Source organism: Rhizobium sp. 01T444, assembly GCF_056398305.1.
The window spans coordinates 109,602-132,926 of sequence record NZ_JBFTPD010000001.1; the positions used below are offsets into that span (position 1 = coordinate 109,602).

The 23,325-nt window shown below is 59.7% G+C and carries 17 protein-coding genes and 1 pseudogene; 7 read left to right on the forward strand and 11 right to left on the reverse strand.

Going from position 1 to position 23,325, the window contains the following annotated elements; translation table 11 throughout:
• Positions 1-164: 164 nt before the first annotated feature.
• Positions 165-2,117 carry an acetoacetate--CoA ligase gene (locus AC1DTN_RS00510; RefSeq protein ID WP_477919544.1) on the reverse strand — a complete coding sequence of 651 codons (1,953 nt, stop codon included), beginning with the start codon at positions 2,115-2,117 and terminating at the stop codon, positions 165-167.
• Between the two features lie 162 nt (positions 2,118-2,279).
• On the opposite strand from AC1DTN_RS00510, the gene AC1DTN_RS00515 reads away from it, so the two are divergent.
• A complete protein-coding gene (locus tag AC1DTN_RS00515) occupies positions 2,280-4,178 on the forward strand; it encodes an AsmA family protein (RefSeq protein WP_477919546.1) in 1,899 nt (632 codons plus the stop codon).
• Between the two features lie 60 nt (positions 4,179-4,238).
• Here AC1DTN_RS00515 and AC1DTN_RS00520 read toward each other — a convergent pair whose 3' ends face one another.
• The 5 genes from AC1DTN_RS00520 to AC1DTN_RS00540 form a co-directional block, all read right to left on the reverse strand.
• On the reverse strand, positions 4,239-5,057 hold the full coding sequence (locus tag AC1DTN_RS00520) for an ABC transporter permease (RefSeq protein ID WP_310378750.1): 819 nt from the start codon (positions 5,055-5,057) through the stop codon (positions 4,239-4,241).
• A gap of 3 nt (positions 5,058-5,060) precedes the next feature.
• Positions 5,061-5,972 (reverse strand): ABC transporter permease subunit, encoded by a 912-nt coding sequence (locus AC1DTN_RS00525; RefSeq protein ID WP_113324877.1) that lies wholly within the window; start codon positions 5,970-5,972, stop codon positions 5,061-5,063.
• Between the two features lie 4 nt (positions 5,973-5,976).
• Positions 5,977-7,119 (reverse strand): ABC transporter ATP-binding protein, encoded by a 1,143-nt coding sequence (locus AC1DTN_RS00530; RefSeq protein ID WP_477919547.1) that lies wholly within the window; start codon positions 7,117-7,119, stop codon positions 5,977-5,979.
• 91 nt (positions 7,120-7,210) lie between these two features.
• Positions 7,211-8,308 (reverse strand): polyamine ABC transporter substrate-binding protein, encoded by a 1,098-nt coding sequence (locus AC1DTN_RS00535; protein ID WP_113323858.1) that lies wholly within the window; start codon positions 8,306-8,308, stop codon positions 7,211-7,213.
• A gap of 127 nt (positions 8,309-8,435) precedes the next feature.
• A complete protein-coding gene (locus AC1DTN_RS00540; protein WP_477919549.1) occupies positions 8,436-9,830 on the reverse strand; it encodes a helix-turn-helix domain-containing protein in 1,395 nt (464 codons plus the stop codon).
• A gap of 179 nt (positions 9,831-10,009) precedes the next feature.
• On the opposite strand from AC1DTN_RS00540, the gene aceA reads away from it, so the two are divergent.
• From aceA to AC1DTN_RS00555, 3 genes are all read left to right on the forward strand, one after another.
• Positions 10,010-11,299 carry an isocitrate lyase gene (gene aceA, locus AC1DTN_RS00545; RefSeq protein WP_439014120.1) on the forward strand — a complete coding sequence of 430 codons (1,290 nt, stop codon included), beginning with the start codon at positions 10,010-10,012 and terminating at the stop codon, positions 11,297-11,299.
• A gap of 13 nt (positions 11,300-11,312) precedes the next feature.
• Positions 11,313-11,549, forward strand: a complete 237-nt coding sequence (locus tag AC1DTN_RS00550) for an SMc00767 family acetate metabolism repressor (protein WP_113323861.1) — start codon at positions 11,313-11,315, stop codon at positions 11,547-11,549.
• A gap of 105 nt (positions 11,550-11,654) precedes the next feature.
• On the forward strand, positions 11,655-12,755 hold the full coding sequence (locus tag AC1DTN_RS00555) for a helix-turn-helix transcriptional regulator (RefSeq protein WP_439014119.1): 1,101 nt from the start codon (positions 11,655-11,657) through the stop codon (positions 12,753-12,755).
• A gap of 7 nt (positions 12,756-12,762) precedes the next feature.
• On the opposite strand, the gene AC1DTN_RS00560 is transcribed toward AC1DTN_RS00555, so the two are convergent.
• Positions 12,763-13,632, reverse strand: coding sequence for a LysR family transcriptional regulator (locus AC1DTN_RS00560; RefSeq protein ID WP_113323863.1), 870 nt, complete (start codon positions 13,630-13,632; stop codon positions 12,763-12,765).
• A gap of 14 nt (positions 13,633-13,646) precedes the next feature.
• On the opposite strand from AC1DTN_RS00560, the gene AC1DTN_RS00565 reads away from it, so the two are divergent.
• Positions 13,647-13,964, forward strand: coding sequence for a hypothetical protein (locus AC1DTN_RS00565; RefSeq protein ID WP_442207633.1), 318 nt, complete (start codon positions 13,647-13,649; stop codon positions 13,962-13,964).
• Here AC1DTN_RS00565 and AC1DTN_RS00570 read toward each other — a convergent pair.
• The 4 genes and pseudogenes from AC1DTN_RS00570 to AC1DTN_RS00585 all read right to left on the reverse strand — a co-directional run bounded on the left by AC1DTN_RS00570 (position 13,937) and on the right by AC1DTN_RS00585 (position 20,406).
• Positions 13,937-15,781, reverse strand: a complete 1,845-nt coding sequence (locus AC1DTN_RS00570; protein ID WP_439014117.1) for a methyl-accepting chemotaxis protein — start codon at positions 15,779-15,781, stop codon at positions 13,937-13,939. The genes AC1DTN_RS00565 and AC1DTN_RS00570 overlap by 28 nt on opposite strands.
• A gap of 255 nt (positions 15,782-16,036) precedes the next feature.
• Positions 16,037-18,565, reverse strand: coding sequence for a methyl-accepting chemotaxis protein (locus tag AC1DTN_RS00575; protein WP_439014116.1), 2,529 nt, complete (start codon positions 18,563-18,565; stop codon positions 16,037-16,039).
• Between the two features lie 309 nt (positions 18,566-18,874).
• Positions 18,875-19,018, reverse strand: coding sequence for a hypothetical protein (locus AC1DTN_RS00580; protein ID WP_439014115.1), 144 nt, complete (start codon positions 19,016-19,018; stop codon positions 18,875-18,877).
• Between the two features lie 166 nt (positions 19,019-19,184).
• A pseudogene (locus AC1DTN_RS00585) lies at positions 19,185-20,406 on the reverse strand (BaiN/RdsA family NAD(P)/FAD-dependent oxidoreductase).
• Positions 20,407-20,495: 89 nt separating this feature from the next.
• On the opposite strand from AC1DTN_RS00585, the gene AC1DTN_RS00590 reads away from it, so the two are divergent.
• Entirely contained in the window at positions 20,496-21,932 is a 1,437-nt protein-coding gene (locus AC1DTN_RS00590; protein WP_113323867.1) for a glutamine synthetase family protein, read from the forward strand.
• A gap of 9 nt (positions 21,933-21,941) precedes the next feature.
• Complete coding sequence (locus AC1DTN_RS00595; RefSeq protein ID WP_439014114.1) at positions 21,942-23,237, forward strand: NAD(P)/FAD-dependent oxidoreductase; 1,296 nt, start codon at positions 21,942-21,944, stop codon at positions 23,235-23,237.
• The last annotated feature ends 88 nt before the right edge of the window (positions 23,238-23,325 follow it).

Consider the following 23,325-nt stretch of genomic DNA (forward strand, 5'->3'; position numbering starts at 1 on the left):
AAGAGCTTAGTCGATCAACGTCATGTTTCGGGAACCGCAGTTCCAGACCATCTCTTCATGTATGGTCTCCAAGTTGGTTTCACCTTTGACAAACCTTTCTTAACGAAAGGTTTCCAAAACGCGGAATTGATCAACGGCAAAAGCTTGTAGTTTAGCAGCCGCTATCAGACCTTTAGCTCTTCCAGTCCGGCAAAAAGCTTGAGTGCCTCGGGGTTGGCGAGCGCCTCCTGATTTTTCACCGGCCGGCCGTGGACGACCTCGCGCACGGCAAGTTCGACGATCTTGCCGGACTTGGTGCGCGGGATATCGGCGACCGCGATGATCTTGGCCGGCACGTGGCGGGGAGAAGCGCCGACACGGATGCGGGTCTTGATCGCCTTGATCAGATCCTCGCTCAAGGTGACGCCTGCCGCCAGGCGGACGAAGAGCACGACGCGCACGTCGTCATCCCAGTCCTGGCCGATGCAGAGCGCTTCGGCGACTTCGTCCATCTGCTCGACCTGATTGTAGATTTCCGCCGTGCCGATGCGCACGCCGCCAGGATTGAGCGTCGCATCCGAACGGCCATGAATGATCAGGCCGCCATGTTCGGTCCATTCGGCAAAATCGCCGTGGCACCAGACATTGTCGAAGCGCTCGAAATAGGCGGCGCGGTACTTGGCGCCGTCTGGATCGTTCCAGAACATGACCGGCATTGATGGGAAGGCCTTGGTGCAGACCAGCTCGCCCTTTTCCTGATGAACCGGCTTGCCTTCGTCATTCCAGACGTCGACGGCAAGGCCGAGGCCAGCTCCCTGGATCTCGCCGCGCCAGACGGGCTGCAGCGGATTGCCGAGCACGAAGCAGGACACGATATCCGTGCCACCGGAAATCGAGGCAAGCTGGACGTCTTCCTTGATACCTTCATAGACGAAGGCGAAACCTTCAGGCGACAGCGGCGAACCGGTGGAGGTGATCAGCCGCAAGCTCGACAGATCATGGCTCGTGCGCGGCGTCAGCCCACTCTTGCGCACTGCGTCGATATATTTGGCCGAGGTCCCGAAGATCGCGAATTTCTCCTCGGCCGCATAGTCGAAGAGCACATTGCCATCAGGCGCGAAAGGTGATCCGTCGAAAAGGCAGAGCGTGGCACCGGAGGCAAGGCCGCTCGCCAGCCAGTTCCACATCATCCAGCCGCAGGTGGTGAAGTAGAAAAGCTTGTCCCCAGGCTGCACTCCGCAATGCAGGCGATGCTCTTTCAGATGCTGAAGCAGCGTGCCGCCGGCAGAATGCACGATGCATTTCGGTACGCCTGTTGTGCCCGAGGAAAACAGAATATAGGCCGGATGGGCGAAAGGCAGTTGCACGAACTCGATCGGCTTCGGCGCATAGGGAGCAACGAATTCTGAAAGCGTCTTGCCGCCGGCGGTTTCGCGCGCGACCTCTTCGACGTTGCCGGCATAATGGACCATCAGCGTCGGCACACCGAGGCTCTTGGCGACGTTCGCCACCTTCGACTGCACGTCCTGCAGCTTGCCATTATACCAATAGGCGTCGCATGCGATGAAAAGCTTCGGCGCGATCTGCCCGAAACGATCGAGCACGCCTTGCTCGCCAAAGTCCGGAGAACAGGACGACCAGATGGCGCCGATCGACGTTGCCGCCAGCATGGCAGCTATCGTTTCCGGCATGTTGGGCATCATGGCCGCGACACGGTCGCCCTCGCCGATGCCGAGCGCGCGAAAGCCCTGCTGCAGCTGTGATACAAGCGCGCGCAGGCGATCCCACGACCAGCGGTCTTCGACCTTGTCCTCACCGCGGAAAATGATGGCATCGCCCTGCCCGCTTCCGCTCAGCAGGTTTTCAGCGAAGTTCAGGCGCGCCTCAGGAAAGAAGCGTGCTTCCAGCATGCGGTCGCCGTTAACGAGAATATCCGCGCCGCGCTCTCCCTTCACGCCGCAGAAATCCCACAAGGCCGACCAGAAGCTCTCCCGATCGGCGATCGACCAGGCATGCAGATCCTCAAAACCTTTCAAGGCGAGACCGAAGTCTCCATTGCAGTGCTGCATAAAGGCATGGATCGGGCTATTTTCGATCCCATCTTCCGTGGGCTTCCAAAGCGGCTGATTTTCCTGCATTCAATCCTCCTCCCCAATGCGGAACTTATAGCATGCTGCATTGCATTATAAAGTGTGCAGCGACGCGATCCGCCGCGCGTGGGATTTGCATATGCCCGGTATTTCATATATCCGGCAAAATCAGAAAATAACGGGTAACCGGCTGAAGTTCCGGCGGAGCTCATGGGTACGTCAAGACAAGGCAGATGGCGAAAAAGGATCGGCCCCGTCTCACGCTGGCTGCCGGCATTTGCCCGTGTCTCCACCATCCTATTGTTAATCGGGCTTGCCTTCTTCCTCGCGCTCAGGATCGCCGCTCCCTATCTTATTTCCACCGGCTTCGTGCGCTCCGGCATCGAGGATGCCCTATCGAAATGGACGGGCTATCACGCCGAGATCAAGGGCAACCCCGTCCTCGAATTCTGGCCGACGCCACGCATTACGCTAAACGACGTCACCATCCGCCAACCGCGCGAAAGCGGCGACAAACTGCTCGGCCGCATCGAGAGCCTTTCAGCCGATTTCAGCCTGATCGATGCGCTGCGCGGCCGCACTCGCTTCCACGAATTTCACCTGCTGCGGCCCAGCCTCGCGCTGACGCGCGATGAGAATGGCCTGATCGACTGGAGCTATACCGGCCTTCTGGCACGAGCCATCGTTGGCGTGCGGGATGACAACGGCGCCGAGGTTCTCGATCCGAAGCTCGACGCCGACATCGGTGCCGTGACGGTGGAGGATGGCACGCTGACCCTGACCGATACGCAGACAGGCAATGTCTACCACTTCGACAGCGTCGCAGCCGATATCGCCTGGCCGAAGCTGTCGAGGGCCATTTCAGCCGTCCTCATTGCCCGGTTCAACGGCGAGGACCTGAAGGTCGATTTTGCCTCTGCCGCGCCGCTGCTGGTCTTCGGCGGCAAGAATGCCGAGATGAAGGCCTCGATCGCTTCCAACCTGATGACCGCGCGTTTCCAGGGTGTCGGCAGCATGGTGAGCCTCTCCTCGGTCTCAGGCAACATCAACGCCAGCTTTCCGGATGTGCAGGCCCTCCTGAAATGGTTCGGCAGATCTATCCCGGGGATCGAGTCGCTGAAGAGCGCGTCGATGACCTCGGATGTGACGTCGGTATCCAACGGTTTCCGCTTCAACAATGTCAGTATGGCGCTGAACGATGCGAGCGCCACCGGTGTGATGGATTTCACCGTCGCACCCGGCAAGCGACCGAAGATCGGCGGGACACTTGCCTTCGACCAGATGAACCTCAAGCCGTTCCTCGATGCCTTCGCGCTCAGACTTGCCGCCGGCGGCCTTGGCGACTTGCTGCTATCGAGCCCTCTTGGACCGCTGCAACTTCTTGATCTCGATGTGCGGCTTTCCGCGCGACAGGCGCAGATGGGTATCTTTTCGCTTGCGGATGTCGGCGCCAGCGTGATCGTCGCCGGCGAGGAAGCGAAGTTCGATATTGGCGACAGCCAGTTCGAGGGCGGCGAAATGACTGCCCATCTGGAGGCGACCCGACGCGATTTCGATGGTGGCGGCAAGCTGCAGCTTTCGATCCGCGATGCGGATTTCAATGCACTTGCCGAAAAATTGCAGCTCAAGGGGCCGCTGCCGCATGCGACCGGCTCCCTCGATCTTTCGCTGGAGACGCCGAAGGCGATCTGGACGACGGGACTTGCCGATGTGACCGGCAAGCTCAGATTCTGGACAACGGCGGGTTCCATTCCCGGCGTCGATGTCTATGCACTTCGTACGCAGGCAGCGCAGAAGCCGTTCTTCGCGCTGAGCTCTACTGGAAACGGATCCTTCGCCTTCAGTAAGCTCGATCTTCAGGCCGACTTTGCCAATGGCACAGCGGAAATCCACGATGCGCGATTTGCCGGCTCCGATCAGATGCTGACGCTATCAGGCGTCATTACTTATGAGTCGAACGGGCTTGCGCTCTCCGGCGCGCTGGAAGCGATCGATCCGGCAAAAGCGGCCGATCTGCCGCGCCTGCCCTTCTTCATCGGCGGCTCGTGGCCGAACCCGGTCATTTCGCCGGTGCCGCTGTTCAACGTACCGACGAAAACCCAGCCTTAGCGCCTTTCCTGGTCAGTTCTAAAGCATTTCCGGACGCAAAGGCTTTCGCTGGAATTGCTCTTAAGCTGTCGCCGCCGCGGCCCTCTCATCGCGCTCGCGCTGCACTTCGCGGCGCTTGGTGACGACAGATGCACAGATGACGCCTATCGCCACGATGGCGATCAGAATGGTGCAGACCGCATTGATTTCCGGAGTCACGCCGAGACGCACCTGGCTGTAGATCTTCATCGGCAGCGTGGTTGCGCCCGGTCCTGACGTGAAGCTCGCAATCACGAGGTCGTCGAGCGACAGGGTGAAAGCCAGGACCCAGCCGGAAAAGACGGCTGGCGAGATGATCGGCAGCGTCACCTCGAAGAAGGTCCTGACCGGCGGGGCGCCAAGATCCTGAGCGGCCTCCTCGATCGACTGGTCGAAACTCAGAAGCCGTGACTGCACGACGACGGCGACGAAGCACATGGTCAGCGTCGTATGCGCCAGTGTGATGGTCCAGAAGCCGCGGTCAAGGCCGATTGCCACAAAGAGGAGCAGCAGCGACAGGCCGGTGATGACTTCGGGCATGACAAGCGGCGCGTAGACCAGTCCTGAAAAGAGGATGCGGCCGCGGAAGCGCGTGAAGCGCACCAGGGTGATCGCCGCCATAGTGCCGAGGATCGTCGCGAATGTCGCCGACAGTAGGCCGACGCGGATCGTCACCCAGGCCGCATCGAGCAGGGCCTGGTTGGAGAGCAGCGAGACATACCATTTGGTCGAAAAACCGCCCCAGACGGTGACGAGCTTCGATTCATTGAAAGAGAAGATCACCAGAAGCACGATCGGCAGATAGAGAAAGGCGAAGCCGAGCACGACGGAGGTGATGTTAAAGCGGGTCCATCTGAACATGGCTTATTTCCCCGCCTCGTCGGCTTTTGCCTGAACATTCTGGAAGAAGACGATCGGGATCACGAGGATGAGAAGCAGGATCGTCGCCACCGCCGAAGAAACGGGCCAGTCGCGATTGGAATTGAATTCGTTCCAGATCGTCTTGCCGATCATCAGCGTCTGCGAACCGCCAAGCAGGTCGGGGATAACGAATTCGCCGACGGCCGGGATGAAGACCAGCATGCAGCCGGCGATGACGCCCGGGATCGACAGCGGGAAGGTGACGCGCCAGAAAGCCTGGATCGGCGTGCAGCCGAGATCCTGCGCCGCCTCGATCAGCGTGCCGTCCATCTTCTCCAGCGCCGAGTAGAGCGGCAACACCATGAAGGGCAGATAGGAATAGACGATACCGATATAGACGGCTGTATTGGTATTGAGGATGATCAGCGGATTGTCGATGAGGTGCAGCGACGTCAGGAACTGGTTCAAGAGCCCTTCCGGCTTCAGGATGGCAATCCAGGCATAGACGCGAATCAGAAAGCTTGTCCAGAAGGGCAGGATCACCAGCATCAGGAGCGTCGGGCGGATGCTGCGGGGCGCCTGCGCCATGCCATAGGCAACCGGATAGGCGATCAAAAGCGTCAGGAAAGTGGAGATCCCGGCGATCACCACACTCGAAATATAGGCATTGAAATAGAGCGGGTCGTCGGTCAGGTAGCCGTAATTGTCGAGGGAGAAGCTCGATACCTTGTCCCAGAAACCGCCCCAGCCATCAGCGAGAGCGAAGACCGGCTCATAAGGCGGCATGGCGATCGCCGTTGCCGACAGCGAGATACGGAAGACGATGAAGAACGGCGCCAGGAAGAAGAGCAGCAGCCAAGCATAGGGAATGATAATGACAAGGCGGTTGTAGAAGCGTGAAGTGAAGGTCCGCATTGTCTCAATCCTTCAGCAGCACGCCGCTGTCCTCATCGAAGGAGACCCAAACTTCCTGATCGTAGGTGAAGGGGTCATCGACGGCGCGCTGTGCGTTGAGGGAAGAAGCCTTGACGACATTGCCGTTCGGCAGTCTGACGTGGAAGACCGTCATGTCGCCGAGATAGCCGATGTCCCAGAGCTCGCCCCTGGCGGCATTGGTCGAGGCATTCCCGGGTGCCGCGCGGGTGACGCGGAGCTTTTCCGGGCGGATGGCGAAACCGAGCGTGCTACCAACAGCCGGCGCGTCTGTCGAGGCCGTGCGGACCGTGAAGCCGCTGTCGACGGCGATTTCGACCGCGCCATTTGAGGCCGTTGTCACCTTGCCGTCGAAAATGTTCACGTCGCCGATGAAATCAGCAACGAAGCGGCAATTCGGTGCTTCGTAGATTTCGGCCGGCGTGGCGACCTGCACCACCTTGCCGTGGCTCATGACTGCAATGCGGTCGGCCATTGTCATGGCTTCTTCCTGATCGTGCGTGACGACGACGAAGGTGAGGCCGAGGCTCTGCTGCAGGTCCATCAATTCGAACTGGGTTTCCTCGCGCAGCTTCTTGTCGAGCGCGCCGAGCGGCTCGTCGAGCAGCAACACCTTGGGGCGCTTGGCGAGAGAACGGGCAAGCGCCACGCGCTGGCGCTGCCCGCCGGAAAGCTGGTTGGGCTTGCGGGAAGCGAACTGCTCGAGCTTCACGAGCTTCAGCATCTGCGAGACACGCTCCACCATCTCGTCCTTCGGCATGCCATCCTGCTTGAGGCCGAAGGCAATATTCTTCTCGACCGTCATGTGCGGGAAAAGAGCGTAGGACTGGAACATCATGTTGACCGGCCGCTTGTAGGGCGGCGTGCCCGAAAGATCGGTGCCGTCGAGAATAATTTCGCCCGATGTCGGCTGTTCGAAACCGGCCAGCATGCGCAGCAGCGTGGACTTGCCGCAGCCGGATGCGCCGAGCAGCGCAAAGAATTCGCGGTGATAGATATTCAGCGACAGATCGTTGACGGCGGTAAAATCGCCGAAGCGCTTGGTGACATTCCTGAAGGCAATGAACGGCTTTGCGGATGGATCAGTCCAAGGTGCGAATGCGCGGCGGATATTGCCAAGAGATTTCATATTATTCCCCGAAAATACAAGGTTTCAGCCGGCCTCCACCCGGGCCGGGAATGGAAAGGCCCGGACGTTTCCGTCCGGGCCGAAATCTCGGTTATTGGCCGGTGACGACCTTGGTCCAGATTCGCGTCACGACGCGCTGAGTCTTCGGATCGAGCGGCGGCACGGTGAAGAGCTTGGCCATGATCTCCGGCGTCGGATAGATCGCCGTGTCGTCGATCACCTCCTTGTCGAGAAACTGCTGCGAGGCCTTGTTGCCGTTAGCGTAGAAGACGAAGTTGGATGCCTTGGCGGCGACTTCAGGCTTCATCATGTAGTTGATGAACTCATGCGCCTCTTCGACATGCGGCGCATCCTTCGGAATGCCGAAGACATCGAAGAAGATCTGCGCACCCTGGCTCGGAACAGAATAGTCGACATTTACGCCGGCCTTTGCCTCGGCTGCGCGATCCCGCGCCTGGAAGACGTCGCCCGAAAAGCCGAGCGCGATGCAAATATCGCCGTTGGCGAGCGCGCTGATATATTCAGAGGAGTGGAACTTGCGAACGAAGGGACGAACTGCAAGCAGGACTTCCTGCGCCTTGTTCAGGTCTTCCGGCTTCTTGCTGTTCGGATCGAGGCCGAGATAGGCAAGAACGGACGGAATGACGTCTGTCGGCGAATCCAGCATATAGATGCCGCAATCCTTGAGCTTTGCAGCCTTGGCCGGATCGAAAAGCGCATCCCAGTTCGGCTTTTCATCCGTACCGAGTGCAGCCTTCACCTTGTCGACGTTATAGCCGATGCCGGTCGTGCCCCACATATAGTCGACGGAGTATTCATTGCCCGGATCGAAGGTGGCGACGCCCTTCGTCACGACGTCCCACATGTTCGACAGGTTCGGCAGCTTGGACTTGTCGAGCTTCTGATAGACGCCGGCCGCGATCTGGCGCTGCATGAAGGACACGGTCGGAACGACGACATCGTAACCGGTGCCGCCGGCCAAGAGCTTGGTTTCCAGCGTCTCGTTGGAATCGAAGGTGTCGTAGACGACCTTGATGCCGGTTTCCTTGGTGAAGTCCTCGAGGATCGAGCTGTCGATATAATCGGACCAGTTGTAGACGTTGACCACACGCTCCTGGGCGAAGGCCGGCGCAGCGGCAAAGAGAGCGACAACGGCAACTGCCGTCAGGTAGGCGATTCTTGACCTCATGATATCTCCTGTTTTTTAAAGGTATCGCGCCCCCGGACACCTCTTATTCCCTCTGGTTTTGCTGCAGACTAGAAAGGATTTCCGGAGCCTACAAGCGCAAAATCCTGCAGCGTCAATGATTTCACAATCACTGAAAATCGAAGCTTCCAAGGCCGTCAGAGGTCTCGTCCAGAGCAAGTGGACGTGTCAGCGGCGGCTCCGCCCGGGAAAGGCATCCGCGTCTCTCACAAAGGCGGCAGGCGGGGCCGACCGCAACCGGCAAAGCATCGCTTCGGCCGTAGACCAGACTGTCACGCAGGGCGGCATCGCAGCCGATCAACATAGCCGTGCGCCGCACCCGCTCGCCGAACTCCACCACCGGCCCTTCGAGCGTGCGCGCAATCGTCAGGAAAGCCGACCCATCAGGCATGGCGACCGTCTCTGCCAACACCCTGCCCGGCTCAAGAAAGGCAGCGTGGACGTTGAGCTTCGGACAGTTGCCGCCAAAGCGCGCCTGCGGAAAGCCCTGGGCGCCTGTCCGGCGAATGACATGGCCCGCAGCATCGCTCTCCATCAGGAAGAAGGGAATGCCGGCAGCGCCGGGACGCTGAAGCATGACGAGGCGCAACGCGGCCTGGCCGAAGGAGACAGCGAAACGGGCGCGGATGAGATCGATGTCGTATCGGCTATTCTGTGCGGCAAGAAGAAAGGCCCCATAAGGCATCAGCAAGGCGAGCGCCGCACTGCGCGTCAGCTCGAAGCGGGCGATGCGCCGCGCCTCGTCGGATGACAGCGGCAGTTCCTCAAGCGCGGCCTCGATCTCGGACCGCAGGGCGAGCCTTGCCACTTCGATGGCAATTTCCTGCGCTTGATCGGCCCCTGAAAGGCGCTCGGACAGGAAAAGGCGCATCGAGTGACGGTCGAAGCGGCGACGCAGATCAGGCATGACATGAACGGGCAGGATGCGGGTGGCGATGCCGCGCTCGTTCTTCAGCCAGTCCTTCAGGTCACCGCCGGCAGCAAGTCCGTTGGCGAAACTTTCCGCCGGCGCCTCGATGTTAGCGAAATAGGCGGGACGGCGTTCCAGCACCTCCCTCACCTCGTCCAGAGGCAGGCGGCCGGAAGCGACCGGTGCACGGCCCTCGCCCGCCATCAGGGCTGTCAGGTCGGAAAGGCGGGCGGCCTGCTCGCGATAGGCGCGGTAGAGCTTGATCATACCGCTTGCCGCATTGGGCGCGGCATCGGCCACTTCGACAAGCTCCTGATCCCCCGGCAGCTCACCCGACAGCAACGGATCGGCGAACACCTCCTTCAACTGGCCAAGGCCACCGGCGGTTTCGCCCTGCAGTTCCTCAAGATCTATGCGGTAGACGGAAGAGAGCTTGAGCAACAGTTGCACCGTCAATGGGCGCTGATTGCGTTCGATCAGATTCAGGTAGGAGGGGGAGATTTCCAGCGCCTCGGCCATGGCAGTCTGCGTCAACGCCAACGCATTGCGGATGCGCCTGACTTTCGGCCCCGCAAATATCTTCCGTTCCGCCATGTCACATCCTTTACACTTCAGGATTTACAAGTTTTTACAAAATTACAAAACCACCCTGTAAATCCTCCTCATCCTAACCTCTTTCTCGCCTGAAATCAAAGGTTTTTCTGGATAATTTCCTCGTTCTTGTAAATTCTGTCATCAGCGCTCAAGCGTTGGAAATCAAAGAGGAGATTGGCATGACAGATTTTTACAAACTCATTCGCAATGCGCCTGATGGCCGTTTCGACGGTATCGAGCGGCCCTATTCCGTCGCCGATGTCGAGCGTCTGCGTGGCTCCGTCGCGCTCCGCTACACGCTGGCCGAAATGGGGGCTCAGCGCCTCTGGCAGCTTCTGCACGAGGAGAATTTCGTCAATGCGCTCGGCGCGCTCTCCGGCAACCAGGCCATGCAGATGGTACGCGCCGGGCTGAAGGCGATCTATCTTTCCGGCTGGCAGGTCGCCGCCGACGCCAACACGGCATCGGCCATGTATCCGGATCAATCGCTCTATCCCGCCAATGCCGGACCGGAGCTTGCCAAACGCATCAACCGCACGCTGCAGCGTGCCGATCAGATCGAGACGGCAGAAGGCGGGGAACTTTCGGTCGAGACCTGGTTTGCGCCCATCGTCGCCGACGCCGAGGCCGGTTTCGGTGGGCCGCTCAATGCCTTCGAGATCATGAAAGCCTATATCGAGGCGGGATCGGCCGGCGTTCACTTCGAGGATCAGCTGGCCTCGGAGAAGAAATGCGGCCATCTCGGCGGAAAGGTTCTGATCCCGACGGCGGCCCATATCCGCAATCTCGATGCGGCGCGACTTGCCGCCGATGTCATGGGAGTGCCGACGCTCGTCATCGCCCGCACGGATGCTGAAGCGGCCAAGCTTCTGACCTCCGACATAGACGAACGCGACCAGCCTTTCGTCGATTATGATGCCGGACGCACGGTCGAGGGCTTCTATCAGGTGCGCAACGGGCTGGAACCCTGCATTGCGCGGGCCGTCGCCTATGCATCGCATTGCGACCTCATCTGGTGCGAAACGTCGAAGCCGGATCTCGAGCAGGCGCGCCGCTTTGCCGAAGGCGTCCACAAGGCGCATCCCGGCAAGCTGCTTGCCTATAATTGCTCGCCGTCCTTCAACTGGAAGAAAAACCTCGACGATGCGACGATCGCCAGGTTCCAGCGCGAACTCGGCGCCATGGGCTACAAGTTCCAGTTCATCACACTCGCCGGGTTCCACCAGCTGAACTACGGCATGTATGAGCTCGCCAGCGGCTATCGCGAGCGGCAGATGGAGGCCTATTGCGAGCTTCAGCGGGCGGAATTCGCTGCCGAGGCACGCGGCTATACTGCCACCAAACATCAGCGTGAAGTCGGCACCGGCTATTTCGACGCCGTGTCACTGGCGATATCAGGCGGCCGCGCCTCCACGACGGCCATGGGGGAATCGACCGAACACGCCCAATTCAAACCGGCTGCCGAGTAGAGGAGGAAACGACATGGCATCCATTGCGCGCGTCCGCGAACGGACGGAAGAGCAGGCAAGCAGCATGACTGATGATCAGCAGACGGTGATCCGTATGCTTGCCAATGATCTGCACAGGCTGAACCAGTCGGTGATGAAGGCGGTCGAGGCCGGTGTTTCGGTGGAGCTGGTACGCTCCGCCCGGCATCATGGCGGTGACGGCAACTGGGGAGATCTGCTGATCCCCGTCATCGTCGCAAACAGAAATTAAGGGTAGGGTCCGGTGGTAAAGACCGCCGGACCTACGCTATTTGACGCAATTGTCAGCACGGCGGAGTCGCGGCATAATTGAGCATATCTTCGAACGGAACTGCATATGCCCGGTTCGCCGCACGCAAAACTCGAAGTTCTGACCGATCTGATCTATGGCGCGCTCTTCGGCGAGACGTCGTGGCAAGCCTTTCTCGATGCGCTGACCGCGACGATGCCGGATGCCAAGTCGACGCTGTTTTTCCACGATGCCGTCGCGCGCACCGGTGGCCTCTCCCTCTCTTCTGGTCTCGCGGAAAAGGAAACCGAGGCCTATAACCGCTATTATGCGGCCATCAATCCGTGGATGCCGCGCGCCGCCACCCGGCCGATCGGCCTTGGCGTGATCGCCGATCAGATGCTGCCGCGCGATCAGCTTCTGAAGACGGAATTCTACAGCGATTACCTTCGCTGGATCGGCTGCGAAAGCAGCGTCGGCGTAACGATCATGCGGGAACGCGGACGCTCCTTCAATCTTTCGACGCTGACCTCGTCTTCCGATCCGGATTTCAATCGCACGAATGCCGAGCTGCTCAGCGACCTGGCACCGCATCTGCGCCGCGCCTTCGATTTCATTCGCCGCGAGCACAGCGATCCCCATAACAACGAAAACGGATTGGCGCTCTTCGACGCGATCGGCGTCGGTATCGTCTATATCGGCGAGGATCAGAATATCCGCTCGATCAACAGCGCGGCGGAGCGGATGATTGCCGAGGGCGAAGCGATCGGCGTCACCTCGACCGGGCGGATCATGATCAATGACAGCGAGCTTGCCTCCCGCCTATCGGCTCTGTTGCGCCACCGCTTGCAGGCATTCTCGCCGGCAAGCACGCTAATCAGGATGAAGAACACCGGCTTCAAATGCACGTTGGTGAAGATGCAGTCGGATTTCATCACCGAATTTCTCGAGGGACCGACGGTGGCGATGATCATCGAGCGGACGAGCCTGCCATTGCGCCCCGATCTCAATGACGCGCTGCTCCGTATCGACCAACTGACGGCGGCAGAAATGCGGATTGCGGCCGGCATCACCGCGGGCCTGTCGCTGCGCGAAGTCGCGCGGACGAACGATGTCAGCTACGAGACCGCACGCTCGCATCTGAAGAACATCTATTCGAAGCTCGGGGTGAACAGCCAGGTGGGGCTCGTGCGCCGGCTGATGCCGTAGAGGCAGATTATCCGCGGCTGGCGCGCTTGCCGGCGAAGAGGTCGGTATAGCTTTTCAAAAGCTTCGTCATCCGGTCGGCGACCGTACGAATTTCTGGGCGGTAGCGATCCTCGGCATTCATGACGATCCACTGGCGGTGACGCAGCTCCGGCAGCTCGCCACCGCACCGTTCGAGTTCGGGATCGAGATCGCCGACGAAACAGGGCAGCACCGTCTTTCCCGCGCCCGCACGCACCAGATCCGGCAGGGAGCGCGGGCGGTTGACGGTCGCGACGATGGCGGATGCAGCATTCTGATAGGGCCAGCGCAGATAGGCCGAGATCGCATCCTCTGCGCCGACAGCGATCCATCTAGTGTCGTCCTGGCTGGCATTGCGTCTGATGTAGATGGCATAGGCGACTTCGCCGAGCAGACGGGCCGCGAGATTGCTTTCCTCCGGTTCGAAGGCGCGGATGCCGATATCGCTTTCCCGGTAATTCAGGTTCGCGCGGGCCTCGCCGATCGTCAAGGAAATGCCGAACGTGTCCCCGGGCATACGGATCGCCGAAAAATTCTCCGTCAGCAGCCAGGAGATCCATGTGCCGGCAGCGATCCTGACGGTGGCGCCACCTTCGGACGATTGCCGCCATGCTTCGACCTTGCGGGCGGCCGCCTCCATCTCCTGCAGATGATCGACGAGGGTCTGCCCATCAGCGGTCAGGCGGTAGCCTGTCTGGCTGCGGTGAAAGAGTGTGCGGCCGAGTTCCTGCTCCAGATCGAGCATGCGCCGGCCGATTGTTGCTGGGCTCAAAGCAGTGGCAGTGCTGGCGCCCGTCAGGCCGCCGGTGCGGGCGACCTGCAGGAAAAGCTGATAGGAGTCCCAATTGCTGTTTTTCATGAGTGAAAAACATAATGGGATTTCGCTCGTTCAAAAAGCGAATTTTGATGTGTAGATCAATTGATGTCCAGAAACGAGAGGACATCATGATGATCGATAATTTCATAATCGCAGACATTGCCGGCCGAATGCAGCGAGCAAGCTTGCTGCAGCGAACAAGACGCGACCGGATAAAGGAAGAGGATGCCTTCTATAACAACGCAGGAAGCAGCTTCCTGGTGCGATTTGCAGCCTGGCTGACGCTGCCGGCAGATGAGGCCGCCGGTCGCACGAAGGTGCGGCCCGACGAAGACGAATTCGGATGTCAGGCCGCCTGTCTCACGCGGCCATGACCGGCAGCGCCTTCGGCGAGGCGGAACTGCTCTATGAGCGCCATCAGCATGTCGGCCTCTTCCGCCAGCTGACGGCTTGCCTGCGTGGCTTCGGCAACCATGGAGGCATTCTTCTGCGTCATCTGGTCCATGGCATTGACGGAGCTGTTGACGTCCTGAAGGGCGGCCGACTGGTCACGGCTTGCCGTGGCGATGGTCTCGACGTGGCCGCTGATTGCGATGATCTCGTGGCTGATCGAGGCGAGCACGCTGCCGGTCTTCTGCACGAGTTCGGAACCGGCATTCACCTCGCGGGTCGACTGTTCGATCAGCGCCTTGATCTCCTTGGCGGCATTGGCCGAGCGCTGGGCAAGCTCGCGCACTTCCTGAGCCACGACGGCAAAGCCCTTGCCGGCTTCACCGGCACGTGCCGCCTCGACACCGGCATTCAGCGCCAGCAGGTTGGTCTGGAAGGCGATGTCGTCGATGACGACGATGATCTGTTCGATGCGCTGCGAGGCGTCTTCGATGCGACCCATGGCGGCGACTGCATCACCGACAACGGTGCCGGAACTGTCGGCCGTCCGTTTGGTCGCGGCAACGACATTGTTTGCCTCATGGGCGCGTTCGGCCGACGAGCGGACCGTAACGGTGATTTCTTCGACGGCAGCGGCCGTTTCCTCAAGGCTGGCAGCCTGGGATTCCGTGCGCCTGGAGAGTTCGTCAGCCGAGGCCGAAACCGAACCGCTGTTGCGCTGGATGGAAGCGGCACTCGCCCGAATGCGCGTCAACGTATCCTGAAGGCGTTCGAGCGAAGTGTTGAAATCCATGCGGAGCTGTTCGAGCCGACCGACAAAGGGTGTTTCGATGGTCTGCGAAACATCGCCCTGTGACAGGCGTCCGAGACCAGCGGCAAGCTGATTGACGGCAAAATCGATCTGGCCATCGAGTGTACGCTTCTCCGCATCGTTGCGGCTGCGCTCGGCATCGTTCAGCGCGCGCTGTTCGGCGGCCTGAGTCTCCAACTCCTGGCGCGCGACTGCGCTGTCGCGGAAGAGAGCGAGCGCACGACCGATGTCGCCGAATTCGTTCTTCTTTTCGATGCAGGGGACGGCGCTGACGAGGTCGCCCGACGAAATGGCGCGCACGCTCGATGTCAGTGCCTGCATCGGCTTTACCGAACGGCGGATCGCATAGAAAGCGAGCACGCCGACGAGTAACATCACCACGGCGCCGACGCTAAGAACCAGCGTCTGCAATTCGTTCATCCGCTGGTAATAGACTTCCATGGGTATGCCGATGAAGAGGATGCCGATCGTGGCACCCGAGGGATTCTTGACCGGGAAATAACCCGTCATGAATTTGCGGCTGAAGAGGTCTGCCGGACCGTAATAGGCATTACCCTGTGCGAGCACAGGCTGGGCGGGATGATCCGCGGCAAGCTTGGTGCCGACGGCACGGTCGCCATTTTCTTTCTTCACATTGGTGGAGACGCGGACGTAATCGCCTCCCTGCTTTTCGAAGATGGTGGCAACGCCGGCAATCGACTGCGCCGTGCGGTCGACCAGCGAATAATCTGCAAAAGCAGGGATCTTGTCTTCGGTCACGCCTGACAGCGCGTTGTCCTTCACATCGATGCGGACATCAGCATCGCTTGCGCCGTAGAGAACCGCCATCGAGCGGCTTGCATCCTTCGCGTCGGATACTGCGCTGTCCATGACATAGCTGCCGAGATTGTAATAGGTCACGCCGACAATCGCTGCGGTGCTGCCGGCAAGCAGAAGCAGCGTGATCGCAACGATCTGGCGCACGATGGATGTCGAAAAGAAACGCGGCATCTGGAACCTCTGGCGAACACCTTTATGGTTTTCATAAGAATGCGTTAGGGAAAATTTTCTCTTAACGCAGGGTTCTCGCTGAGCCTTTTACTTGTCTTTTTTCAAATCTAGTATGATTTCATGAATGCATCATCTGCAAGAAGGGCAGGAATTTTTCAATCCATCCGTCTCTTCACAACCTTGGCGTGACTTATTTTCCGCATAAAAATGGCCCCGGAGACGGGGCCATTTGCGTTGCGGATGGGAAGGCTGAAATCAGGCGGCGCGGTACATGTGCATGTCGCTGTCGCCGTCGATCTTGAACTGCTGCACGAGATGCAGCAGCGCATCCGCCTCGTTTGCGAGTTCGCGGCTCGCGGCGGTGGTCTCTTCTACCATTGCCGCGTTCTGCTGGGTCATCTGATCCATCTGGTTGACCGTGGAGTTGACCTCCTGCAGCGCGCTCGACTGGTCGTGGCTTGCGCGGGCGATCATTTCGACATGCTGGCTGATCGTGACGATCTGGGCGCTGATCTTGGCGAGAACCGTGCCGGTTTCCTGGACGAACTGCGAACCGGAATTGACCTCGTTCGTCGACTTGTTGATGAGGCCCTTGATCTCTTGTGCGGCAGCGGCAGAGCGCTGGGCAAGTTCACGGACTTCCATGGCGACGACTGCGAAGCCCTTGCCGGCTTCACCGGCGCGGGCGGCTTCGATACCAGCATTCAGAGCGAGCAGGTTGGTCTGGAAGGCGATTTCGTCGATGACGCCGATGATCTGCTCGATCTGGCGCGAGGCATCCTCGATACGGCCCATGGCGTCGATCGCATTGTTGACGACGACGGCGGAGTCGTCGGCGCTGCGCTTGGCCTGGCGGACGATCTGATCGGCATCCTTGGCGCGCTCGGCGGACGAGCGGACAGTGACGGTGATCTGGTCGACGGCGGCGGCGGTTTCTTCCAGCGATGCAGCCTGCTGCTCGGTACGCTTGGCGAGATCCTCGGAGGACTGGGCCATCTGGTTGCCGTTGCCCTGGATCATCTGAACGTTGTCGCGGATCTGGCTCATCGTGGCCTGCAGGCGCATCATCGAACCGTTGAAATCCTGACGGAGCTGTTCGAGACGGCCGATGAAGGGTGTATCGATCGTCGTCGAGATATCGCCCTGCGACATACGCTCGAGACCGGCAGCGAGCTCATTGACGGCATATTCGATCTGGCGGTCCATCTCGCGCTTTTCGGCATCGTTGCGCTGGCGCTCATGCTCGGCGGCCTGACGCTCTTCGTCGCTTTGCTCCTCGATGCGGATCTTGGAGATGGCATTTTCCTTGAAGATGCCAAGTGCGCGAGCCATGTCGCCGATTTCGTCGGAACGCTTCTCGCCGGAAATGTTCGTGTCGAGCGCACCTTCGGCGATGCGGCGCATGGCGGCAGTGATCTGGGCAATCGGCCGCTGCAGTGTCAGCACCAGCGCGATGCCGCCGACGATGGAGACCAGGATGCCGAGTCCGGTCGTGCCGACGGAGATGCTGTTGGCCTGGTCGCGTTCCGTGCCGGCAGTCTGCTTCTGCTCTTCTGCGAAGCTGGTCAGCTGGCCCCATACGCCGTCGAGCTGCTGTCGCGCTGCGGCATAATCGGTCGTACGCTGGTTGATCACATCGACGAGGCTCTGCGCACCCTTATCCATCGAAGCGAGAGCGGGCGTAATCGCGTCGACAATGTCGCCGGCGAAATTCATGCCTTTGGCGCTTGCCTGAAGGGTGTTCAGCATGGTGTTGAGCGTGGCGATTTCCTGGTTCAGGCGAACGCGATTTTCCTTGCTCGGCTTGGCGTTGAAATCGGCGAGCACGAGCTGCAGCGAATAGATGGAGCTTTCAAGGCGCCGTGTATCCTCCAGCACGGAGTTGGTCTGGGCGATGCGGCTGTCGAGCTCCACGAAAGTCGTCGTTGCCTCGCGCATCATCTGCGTGGCGGTGAGCTGCGTGTATGTCGACATCTGGCGGAAGCGGGAAACGAGACGACCAAGGTTGGCAACGCCATCATCCGTGCCGGCCTCCGGCGCCGTCGCCTGAGCCTTCAGGTCGCTGACGGTCTGCGCCATCGACTGTGTCATGCTCTTCTGGTTCTGCGGCACGGAGATTTCAATCATGCGCTGCGCCTTGGCGATCGCAGGCAGCGCATCGGTCACGACCTTCAGCTTGTCAGTAGACGTCTGCGCCTTGTTGAAATCGTTCATGACGGTTGCCAGCGTATCGCCGCCCTTAAGCAGACGGTCGGCTGCGCGCAGCGTCGACGTTGCATTGCCTTCATCAGTGCGGATGTTTTCTTCCAGCTGCTTGGCGTCGTAGCTGACGTTGAAGCGGTTGGTAATCATCACCTTCTGCGCATCGTCGATCTGCTTGCGAAGGGCAACTTCCTGCTCGTGCAGGGTCCAGAGCTTGCCGACGGTATCCGAAATGCCGTTCGTGCCCTCGATGGCAGCCTGCAGGTTTTCATGACCGGCATTGTCGCCGATCTGCGCCATGGTGGCGTCAAGCGTCTGCCCCTGGGTTTTGATATCTGTATGGAGTTTGTCGCGCGCCTGCTCGTTGGTTGTCTGCAGGAAGTCGTCCATCGAGGCGTAGAGATCCTTGAACCCGCTCAGCGACTGGAGAACGCTGTTGGAAATCTCCATCCGGCCCTGCAGCAGACCGGAGGCATAAAGACCGGTCAGACCGACGGCGGAAATGGTGATGACGAATGGCAGTACAAAAATCAGAACCTTGGTCTGAATCTTGAAACGAGAAAGAATCTTGTCAATGAACATGGCGCGCCGTGCCTTTCATACACCACTCCTCCCGCCGGCAGCCTTCTGGCGCCAGCCGGGTGCATATCGAGCTGATCTACTAACAGTTGGGAAAACCCTGGAACGGGCGGCAATCATTGCCAGTTCATTTCCGGCGAGGCCGGAAACACCCAAATATTCGTCTACAATGTGTCAGATTATATATTAATTTTCGGATAAGCGGTGAGAGGGCGTTAGCCGTGATCGCACAATAGTTGCAAATTGCACGCCGCGGATTCGCGATATATCAAGTCGCGAGACCGAAAACTTCCATTTCAAGCTGCGAAAAGATCAGATGAAGTGGGAAAGAAGAACAGCAATGCTGGCGGCGGTTGCGCCGGCTGCGAGCATCAGATAGCGCAGAGTTACGAGCTTCGTATCAGGCTTTACCTGGGCAATTGCGATGGCGCGGGCGCGTCGAGTGTTTCTGTTCATTGCGAAACCTCACTTCTATCTAAGCATAACAATCCAACAAAACGGCTTGCCGGTAAAGCTTAATTTAGGAACGGCTTTGCCAACCTGCCATTGAGACAGGATGGCGCAGCCCATCTTAAGAAGTCTTGAATCGGCTAGAAGGTTTCACGTCTACAAATATTAGCGTTTACAATGCCTCACCGGCGGCAAAACCGGAGGCCCAGGCCCACTGGAAATTATAGCCGCCGAGCCAGCCGGTCACATCCACACATTCACCGATGAAATAGAGACCGGGAACGGCCTTGGCCTGCAGGCTGCGGGAATCGAGCGCCGTCGTATCGATGCCGCCGAGCGTGACTTCCGCCGTACGATAACCTTCCGAGCCGGAGGGCCTGAGAGACCAGTTCTGCGCCGCCTCGGCAAGCCTGGTCAGCAGCTTGTCGGAGAGGTCGGCCATGTTGCCGCTGATCGCTTCGCGTTCGACGATATATTGCGCCAAGCGCTTCGGCAGGATTTCACCAAGCGCCGTCTGTGCGGACTGGCGCCCGTTTACCTGTTTCGCTTTCTTCAGATGCGCGGCGATATCGACATCCGGCTCGATGTCGATGGTGATGGCATCACCTTCCCACCAGTAGGAGGAAATCTGCAGGATGGCGGGGCCGCTGAGACCACGGTGGGTGAAGAGCAACGCTTCGCGAAAGGCAGTCTTGCCGTGACGGATCTCTGCGGGCGCAGAGATGCCTGACAGAGGCGCGATGCTTTCGAGCAAGATCGGATCGAGCGTCAGAGGCACAAGGCCGGCGCGCGTTTCGGTAACGGCCAAGCCGAACTGCTCGGCAATGCGATAGGCAAAGCCGGTTGCTCCCATCTTCGGAATGGACTTTCCCCCCGTTGCGATGACCAGGGAAGCGGCTTCGAAGACCCCTTCGGAGGTCGAGACACGGAAGCCGCTTTCGGTCTTTTCAACTCCTGATATTTCGACACCGAGATGCCAGGCAGCACCTGCCGCACGCATCTCGTCGAGCAGCATGAAGATAATGTCCTTGGCGCTGTTGTCGCAGAAAAGCTGGCCAAGCGTCTTCTCATGCCAGGCGATCCCGTGACGTTCGACCATGGCGATGAAATCGGCCGGCGTGAAACGGGCAAGCGCCGACTTGCAGAAATGCGGATTGGCGGAGAGGAAGTTCTTCGGGCCGGCATTGATATTGGTGAAGTTGCAGCGGCCGCCGCCGGAGATGCGGATCTTCTCCCCCGGTGCGCGGGCGTGGTCCAGTACAGTGACGGAACGGCCGCGCTGCCCGGCACGGATAGCACACATCATGCCCGCGGCACCCGCCCCGATGACGATCACATCGCTCTTGTGCCGCAAAATCCATTTTCCCTGCTGAAATCGCGTCTTCTTTTTCCATCAGAGGGCGAAAGTCAACGCCTTCCACCCCCTCGCCAATTGCCAAACTCCGGTTATGATGGCGTTACGATCAACGCAAACCGGTGTGTCATGTCCCCAAAAAAGACGACGCTGAAGCCTGCCAGAAACGTACCCGCCTCGAAGAAATCCCCTCCTGATCCCGGATCTCTGCGCGGTGTTGCGAACTGGAAGGAAGCAGCGCAGTGGCTGAGGGCACGCGGTATCGAAGACATCGAATGCATCACGCCGGACCTTGCCGGCGTGCCGCGCGGCAAGATGATGCCGTCCTCCAAATTCACCTCCAACACATCGCTTGCACTGCCTTCGGCGATCTACCGCCACACGATATCAGGCGAATATCCCGAGGAGACCGAAAGCTTCCGCTACGAGCCGCGCGATAGCGACCTGAAGCTCGTGCCCGACCTTTCCACCCTGTCCGTCGTGCCCTGGGAAACCGATCCAACCGCGCAGGTCATCTGCGACATTGTCAATTCCGACGGACAGGAAGTTCCCTACACGCCGCGCAACGTATTGAAGCGCATTCTCAGCCTCTATGCCGAGCGCGGCTGGAAGCCGATCGTGGCGCCGGAAATCGAATTCTATCTCGTCGCCACGAATGACGACCCGGACTATCCGCTGCATCCGCCCAAGGGACGTTCGGGTCGTTCGATTCTCGGCGGCCAGGGCTATTCGATCGCCGGCATCAACGAGTTCGACGAGTTGATCGACGACATCTACCACTTCTCGGAAAAGCAGGGCCTCGAGATTGATACGCTGATCCACGAGGAAGGACCGGCGCAGCTCGAAATCAACCTCCGTCACGGCAATCCGATCGAGCTTGCCGACCAGGTGTTTCTCTTCAAGCGTACGATCCGCGAGGCGGCGCTGAAGCACGATATCTACGCCACCTTCATGGCAAAGCCGATGCAGGGCCAGCCGGGTTCGGCAATGCATATCCACCAGTCCGTGGTGGACATCAACACCGGCAAGAACGTCTTCTCGAACAATGATGGTTCGGCCTCGAAGGAATTCTTCCACTTCATCGGCGGTATGCAGAAATACGTGCCGAGCGCGCTTGCCATGCTGGCGCCCTACGTGAATTCCTACCGCCGCCTGCAGCCGGATATGTCCTGCCCGGTCAACAATGCCTGGGGTTACGACAACCGCACGACGGCCTTCCGCGTGCCGGTCTCCGATCCGCAGGCGCGGCGCGTGGAAAACCGCCTGCCGAGCTCGGATGCCAATCCCTATCTGGCGCTCGCCGCTTCGCTTGCCTCCGGTCTGCTCGGCATCACTAAGGAAATCGAGCCGACGGCGCCGACCGAGGATTCGGCCAATGAGGGCTCGATCGACCTGCCGCGCGGCCTTCTGGAAGCCGTGGCACTGCTTGAAGACGAACCGGCATTCGAGGAAGTCTTCGGCAAGGAGTTCATCGGGCTCTATGCCGGCGTGAAGCGGGGCGAGTTCGAAACTTTCATGCAGGTGATCAGCCCCTGGGAGCGGGAATTCCTCCTTCTGAACGTGTGAGGGTTCGCCATGACGAAAGAGACATGGCAGAGCCCCATCGCGCCTGGCCTGTCCTGGTATCAGGCGACAGTCGGCGACCGGCCGGATTATCCGGCGCTCGACGGCTCGAGGCAGTGTGACGTCGCCATTATCGGCGGCGGCTATACGGGCCTTCAGGCCGCCTATAATCTCGCCAGGGCCGGCGTCTCGGTGACGCTCATCGAGGGCAGCAGGCTCGGCGACGGCGCCTCCGGGCGCAATGGCGGCCAGCTCGGCACTGGCCAGCGCTGGTGGCCGGAAGAGATGGAGGAGAAGATCGGCTATGAGCGCTCCAAGGCGCTCTTCGACCTTGCCGAAGATGCCAAGCGGCACCTCATGGATTTTGCGACCGAGCACCAGATCGATATGGATTATGTGCCCGGTCAGCTCAGCGTCGCCCACAAGGAAAGCTACAAGCGGTACTACTACGAGAATGCGGAAATCGCGGCCTTCCGTTACGACTATCCGCATCTGCGTTTCATGGACCGCGAGGAGACGCAGGAGCGGCTTGGCTCCAAACGCTTCTATTGCGGGGTACGCGACGTCGGCACTGGCCATATCCATCCGCTGAAGCTGCTGATCGGCCTTGGCAGGGTGGCAGCCAATGCCGGGGCCGATATTTTCGAAATGACCAGGGCAAAGTCGATCGAAGAGCGCAGCGGCAAGGTCGTTATCGAAACCGAACGCGGCACGATCACTGCCAACAGGGCGCTGATCGCCTGCAATGGACATATCGGCAATCTGGAGCCAATCACGGCAAGCCATGTGATGCCGATCCGTTCCTTCATCGGCGCTACGGTGCCTCTCGACCAGTTTCCCAATGTCATCCCCGGCGGCGAAGCGGTGGCGGATTCGCGTTTCGTCGTGCGCTATTTCCGCAAAATGAAGGACGGACGGCTGCTCTTCGGCGGACGCGAGGCCTATACGGCGGACAATCCGCATGACATTTCGCAGCATATCCGCCGGCAGATCGCCGAAATCTATCCCGCATTGAAAGATATCGAGATCACTCACGCCTGGGGCGGCTCGGTCGGCATCACCATGCCCCGCCAGCCATTCGTGCGCGAGGTCATGCCCGGCGTGACCTCGATCGGCGGTTATTCCGGCCACGGCGTCATGCTGTCAAATTACTGTGGCAAGCTTTACGCAGAAATGGTGCTGGGAAAATCGGCCGATCTCGATCTCTTCAAGGCGCTCGATATCCCTGCCTTTCCGGGCGGCGCGCGCATGCGGGCGCCGCTGCTTTTCCTTGCCTTGTCGTGGTTCGCCCTCCGCGACAAGTTTTAGTTCGATTGCGGATTTCCTCTGCGGGTAATTCGCTTTAAAACCGATGACGGACAGATTCATTGCACCGCACACTGGCTTTTTTAAATCG

Bases quoted from the DNA above. Each gene is read 5' to 3' on its own strand.
- AC1DTN_RS00595 (WP_439014114.1), top strand. From the start codon at position 21,942: ATGACGAAAGAGACATGGCAGAGCCCCATCGCGCCTGGCCTGTCCTGG.
- AC1DTN_RS00515 (WP_477919546.1), top strand. From the start codon at position 2,280: ATGGGTACGTCAAGACAAGGCAGATGGCGAAAAAGGATCGGCCCCGTC.
- AC1DTN_RS00535 (WP_113323858.1), bottom strand. From the start codon at position 8,308: ATGAGGTCAAGAATCGCCTACCTGACGGCAGTTGCCGTTGTCGCTCTC.
- AC1DTN_RS00540 (WP_477919549.1), bottom strand. From the start codon at position 9,830: ATGGCGGAACGGAAGATATTTGCGGGGCCGAAAGTCAGGCGCATCCGC.
- AC1DTN_RS00565 (WP_442207633.1), top strand. From the start codon at position 13,647: ATGGGATTTCGCTCGTTCAAAAAGCGAATTTTGATGTGTAGATCAATT.
- aceA (WP_439014120.1), top strand. From the start codon at position 10,010: ATGACAGATTTTTACAAACTCATTCGCAATGCGCCTGATGGCCGTTTC.
- AC1DTN_RS00560 (WP_113323863.1), bottom strand. From the start codon at position 13,632: ATGAAAAACAGCAATTGGGACTCCTATCAGCTTTTCCTGCAGGTCGCC.
- AC1DTN_RS00570 (WP_439014117.1), bottom strand. From the start codon at position 15,781: ATGCCGCGTTTCTTTTCGACATCCATCGTGCGCCAGATCGTTGCGATC.
- AC1DTN_RS00530 (WP_477919547.1), bottom strand. From the start codon at position 7,119: ATGAAATCTCTTGGCAATATCCGCCGCGCATTCGCACCTTGGACTGAT.
- AC1DTN_RS00580 (WP_439014115.1), bottom strand. From the start codon at position 19,018: ATGAACAGAAACACTCGACGCGCCCGCGCCATCGCAATTGCCCAGGTA.
- AC1DTN_RS00555 (WP_439014119.1), top strand. From the start codon at position 11,655: ATGCCCGGTTCGCCGCACGCAAAACTCGAAGTTCTGACCGATCTGATC.
- AC1DTN_RS00510 (WP_477919544.1), bottom strand. From the start codon at position 2,117: ATGCAGGAAAATCAGCCGCTTTGGAAGCCCACGGAAGATGGGATCGAA.
- AC1DTN_RS00550 (WP_113323861.1), top strand. From the start codon at position 11,313: ATGGCATCCATTGCGCGCGTCCGCGAACGGACGGAAGAGCAGGCAAGC.
- AC1DTN_RS00520 (WP_310378750.1), bottom strand. From the start codon at position 5,057: ATGTTCAGATGGACCCGCTTTAACATCACCTCCGTCGTGCTCGGCTTC.
- AC1DTN_RS00575 (WP_439014116.1), bottom strand. From the start codon at position 18,565: ATGTTCATTGACAAGATTCTTTCTCGTTTCAAGATTCAGACCAAGGTT.
- AC1DTN_RS00590 (WP_113323867.1), top strand. From the start codon at position 20,496: ATGTCCCCAAAAAAGACGACGCTGAAGCCTGCCAGAAACGTACCCGCC.
- AC1DTN_RS00525 (WP_113324877.1), bottom strand. From the start codon at position 5,972: ATGCGGACCTTCACTTCACGCTTCTACAACCGCCTTGTCATTATCATT.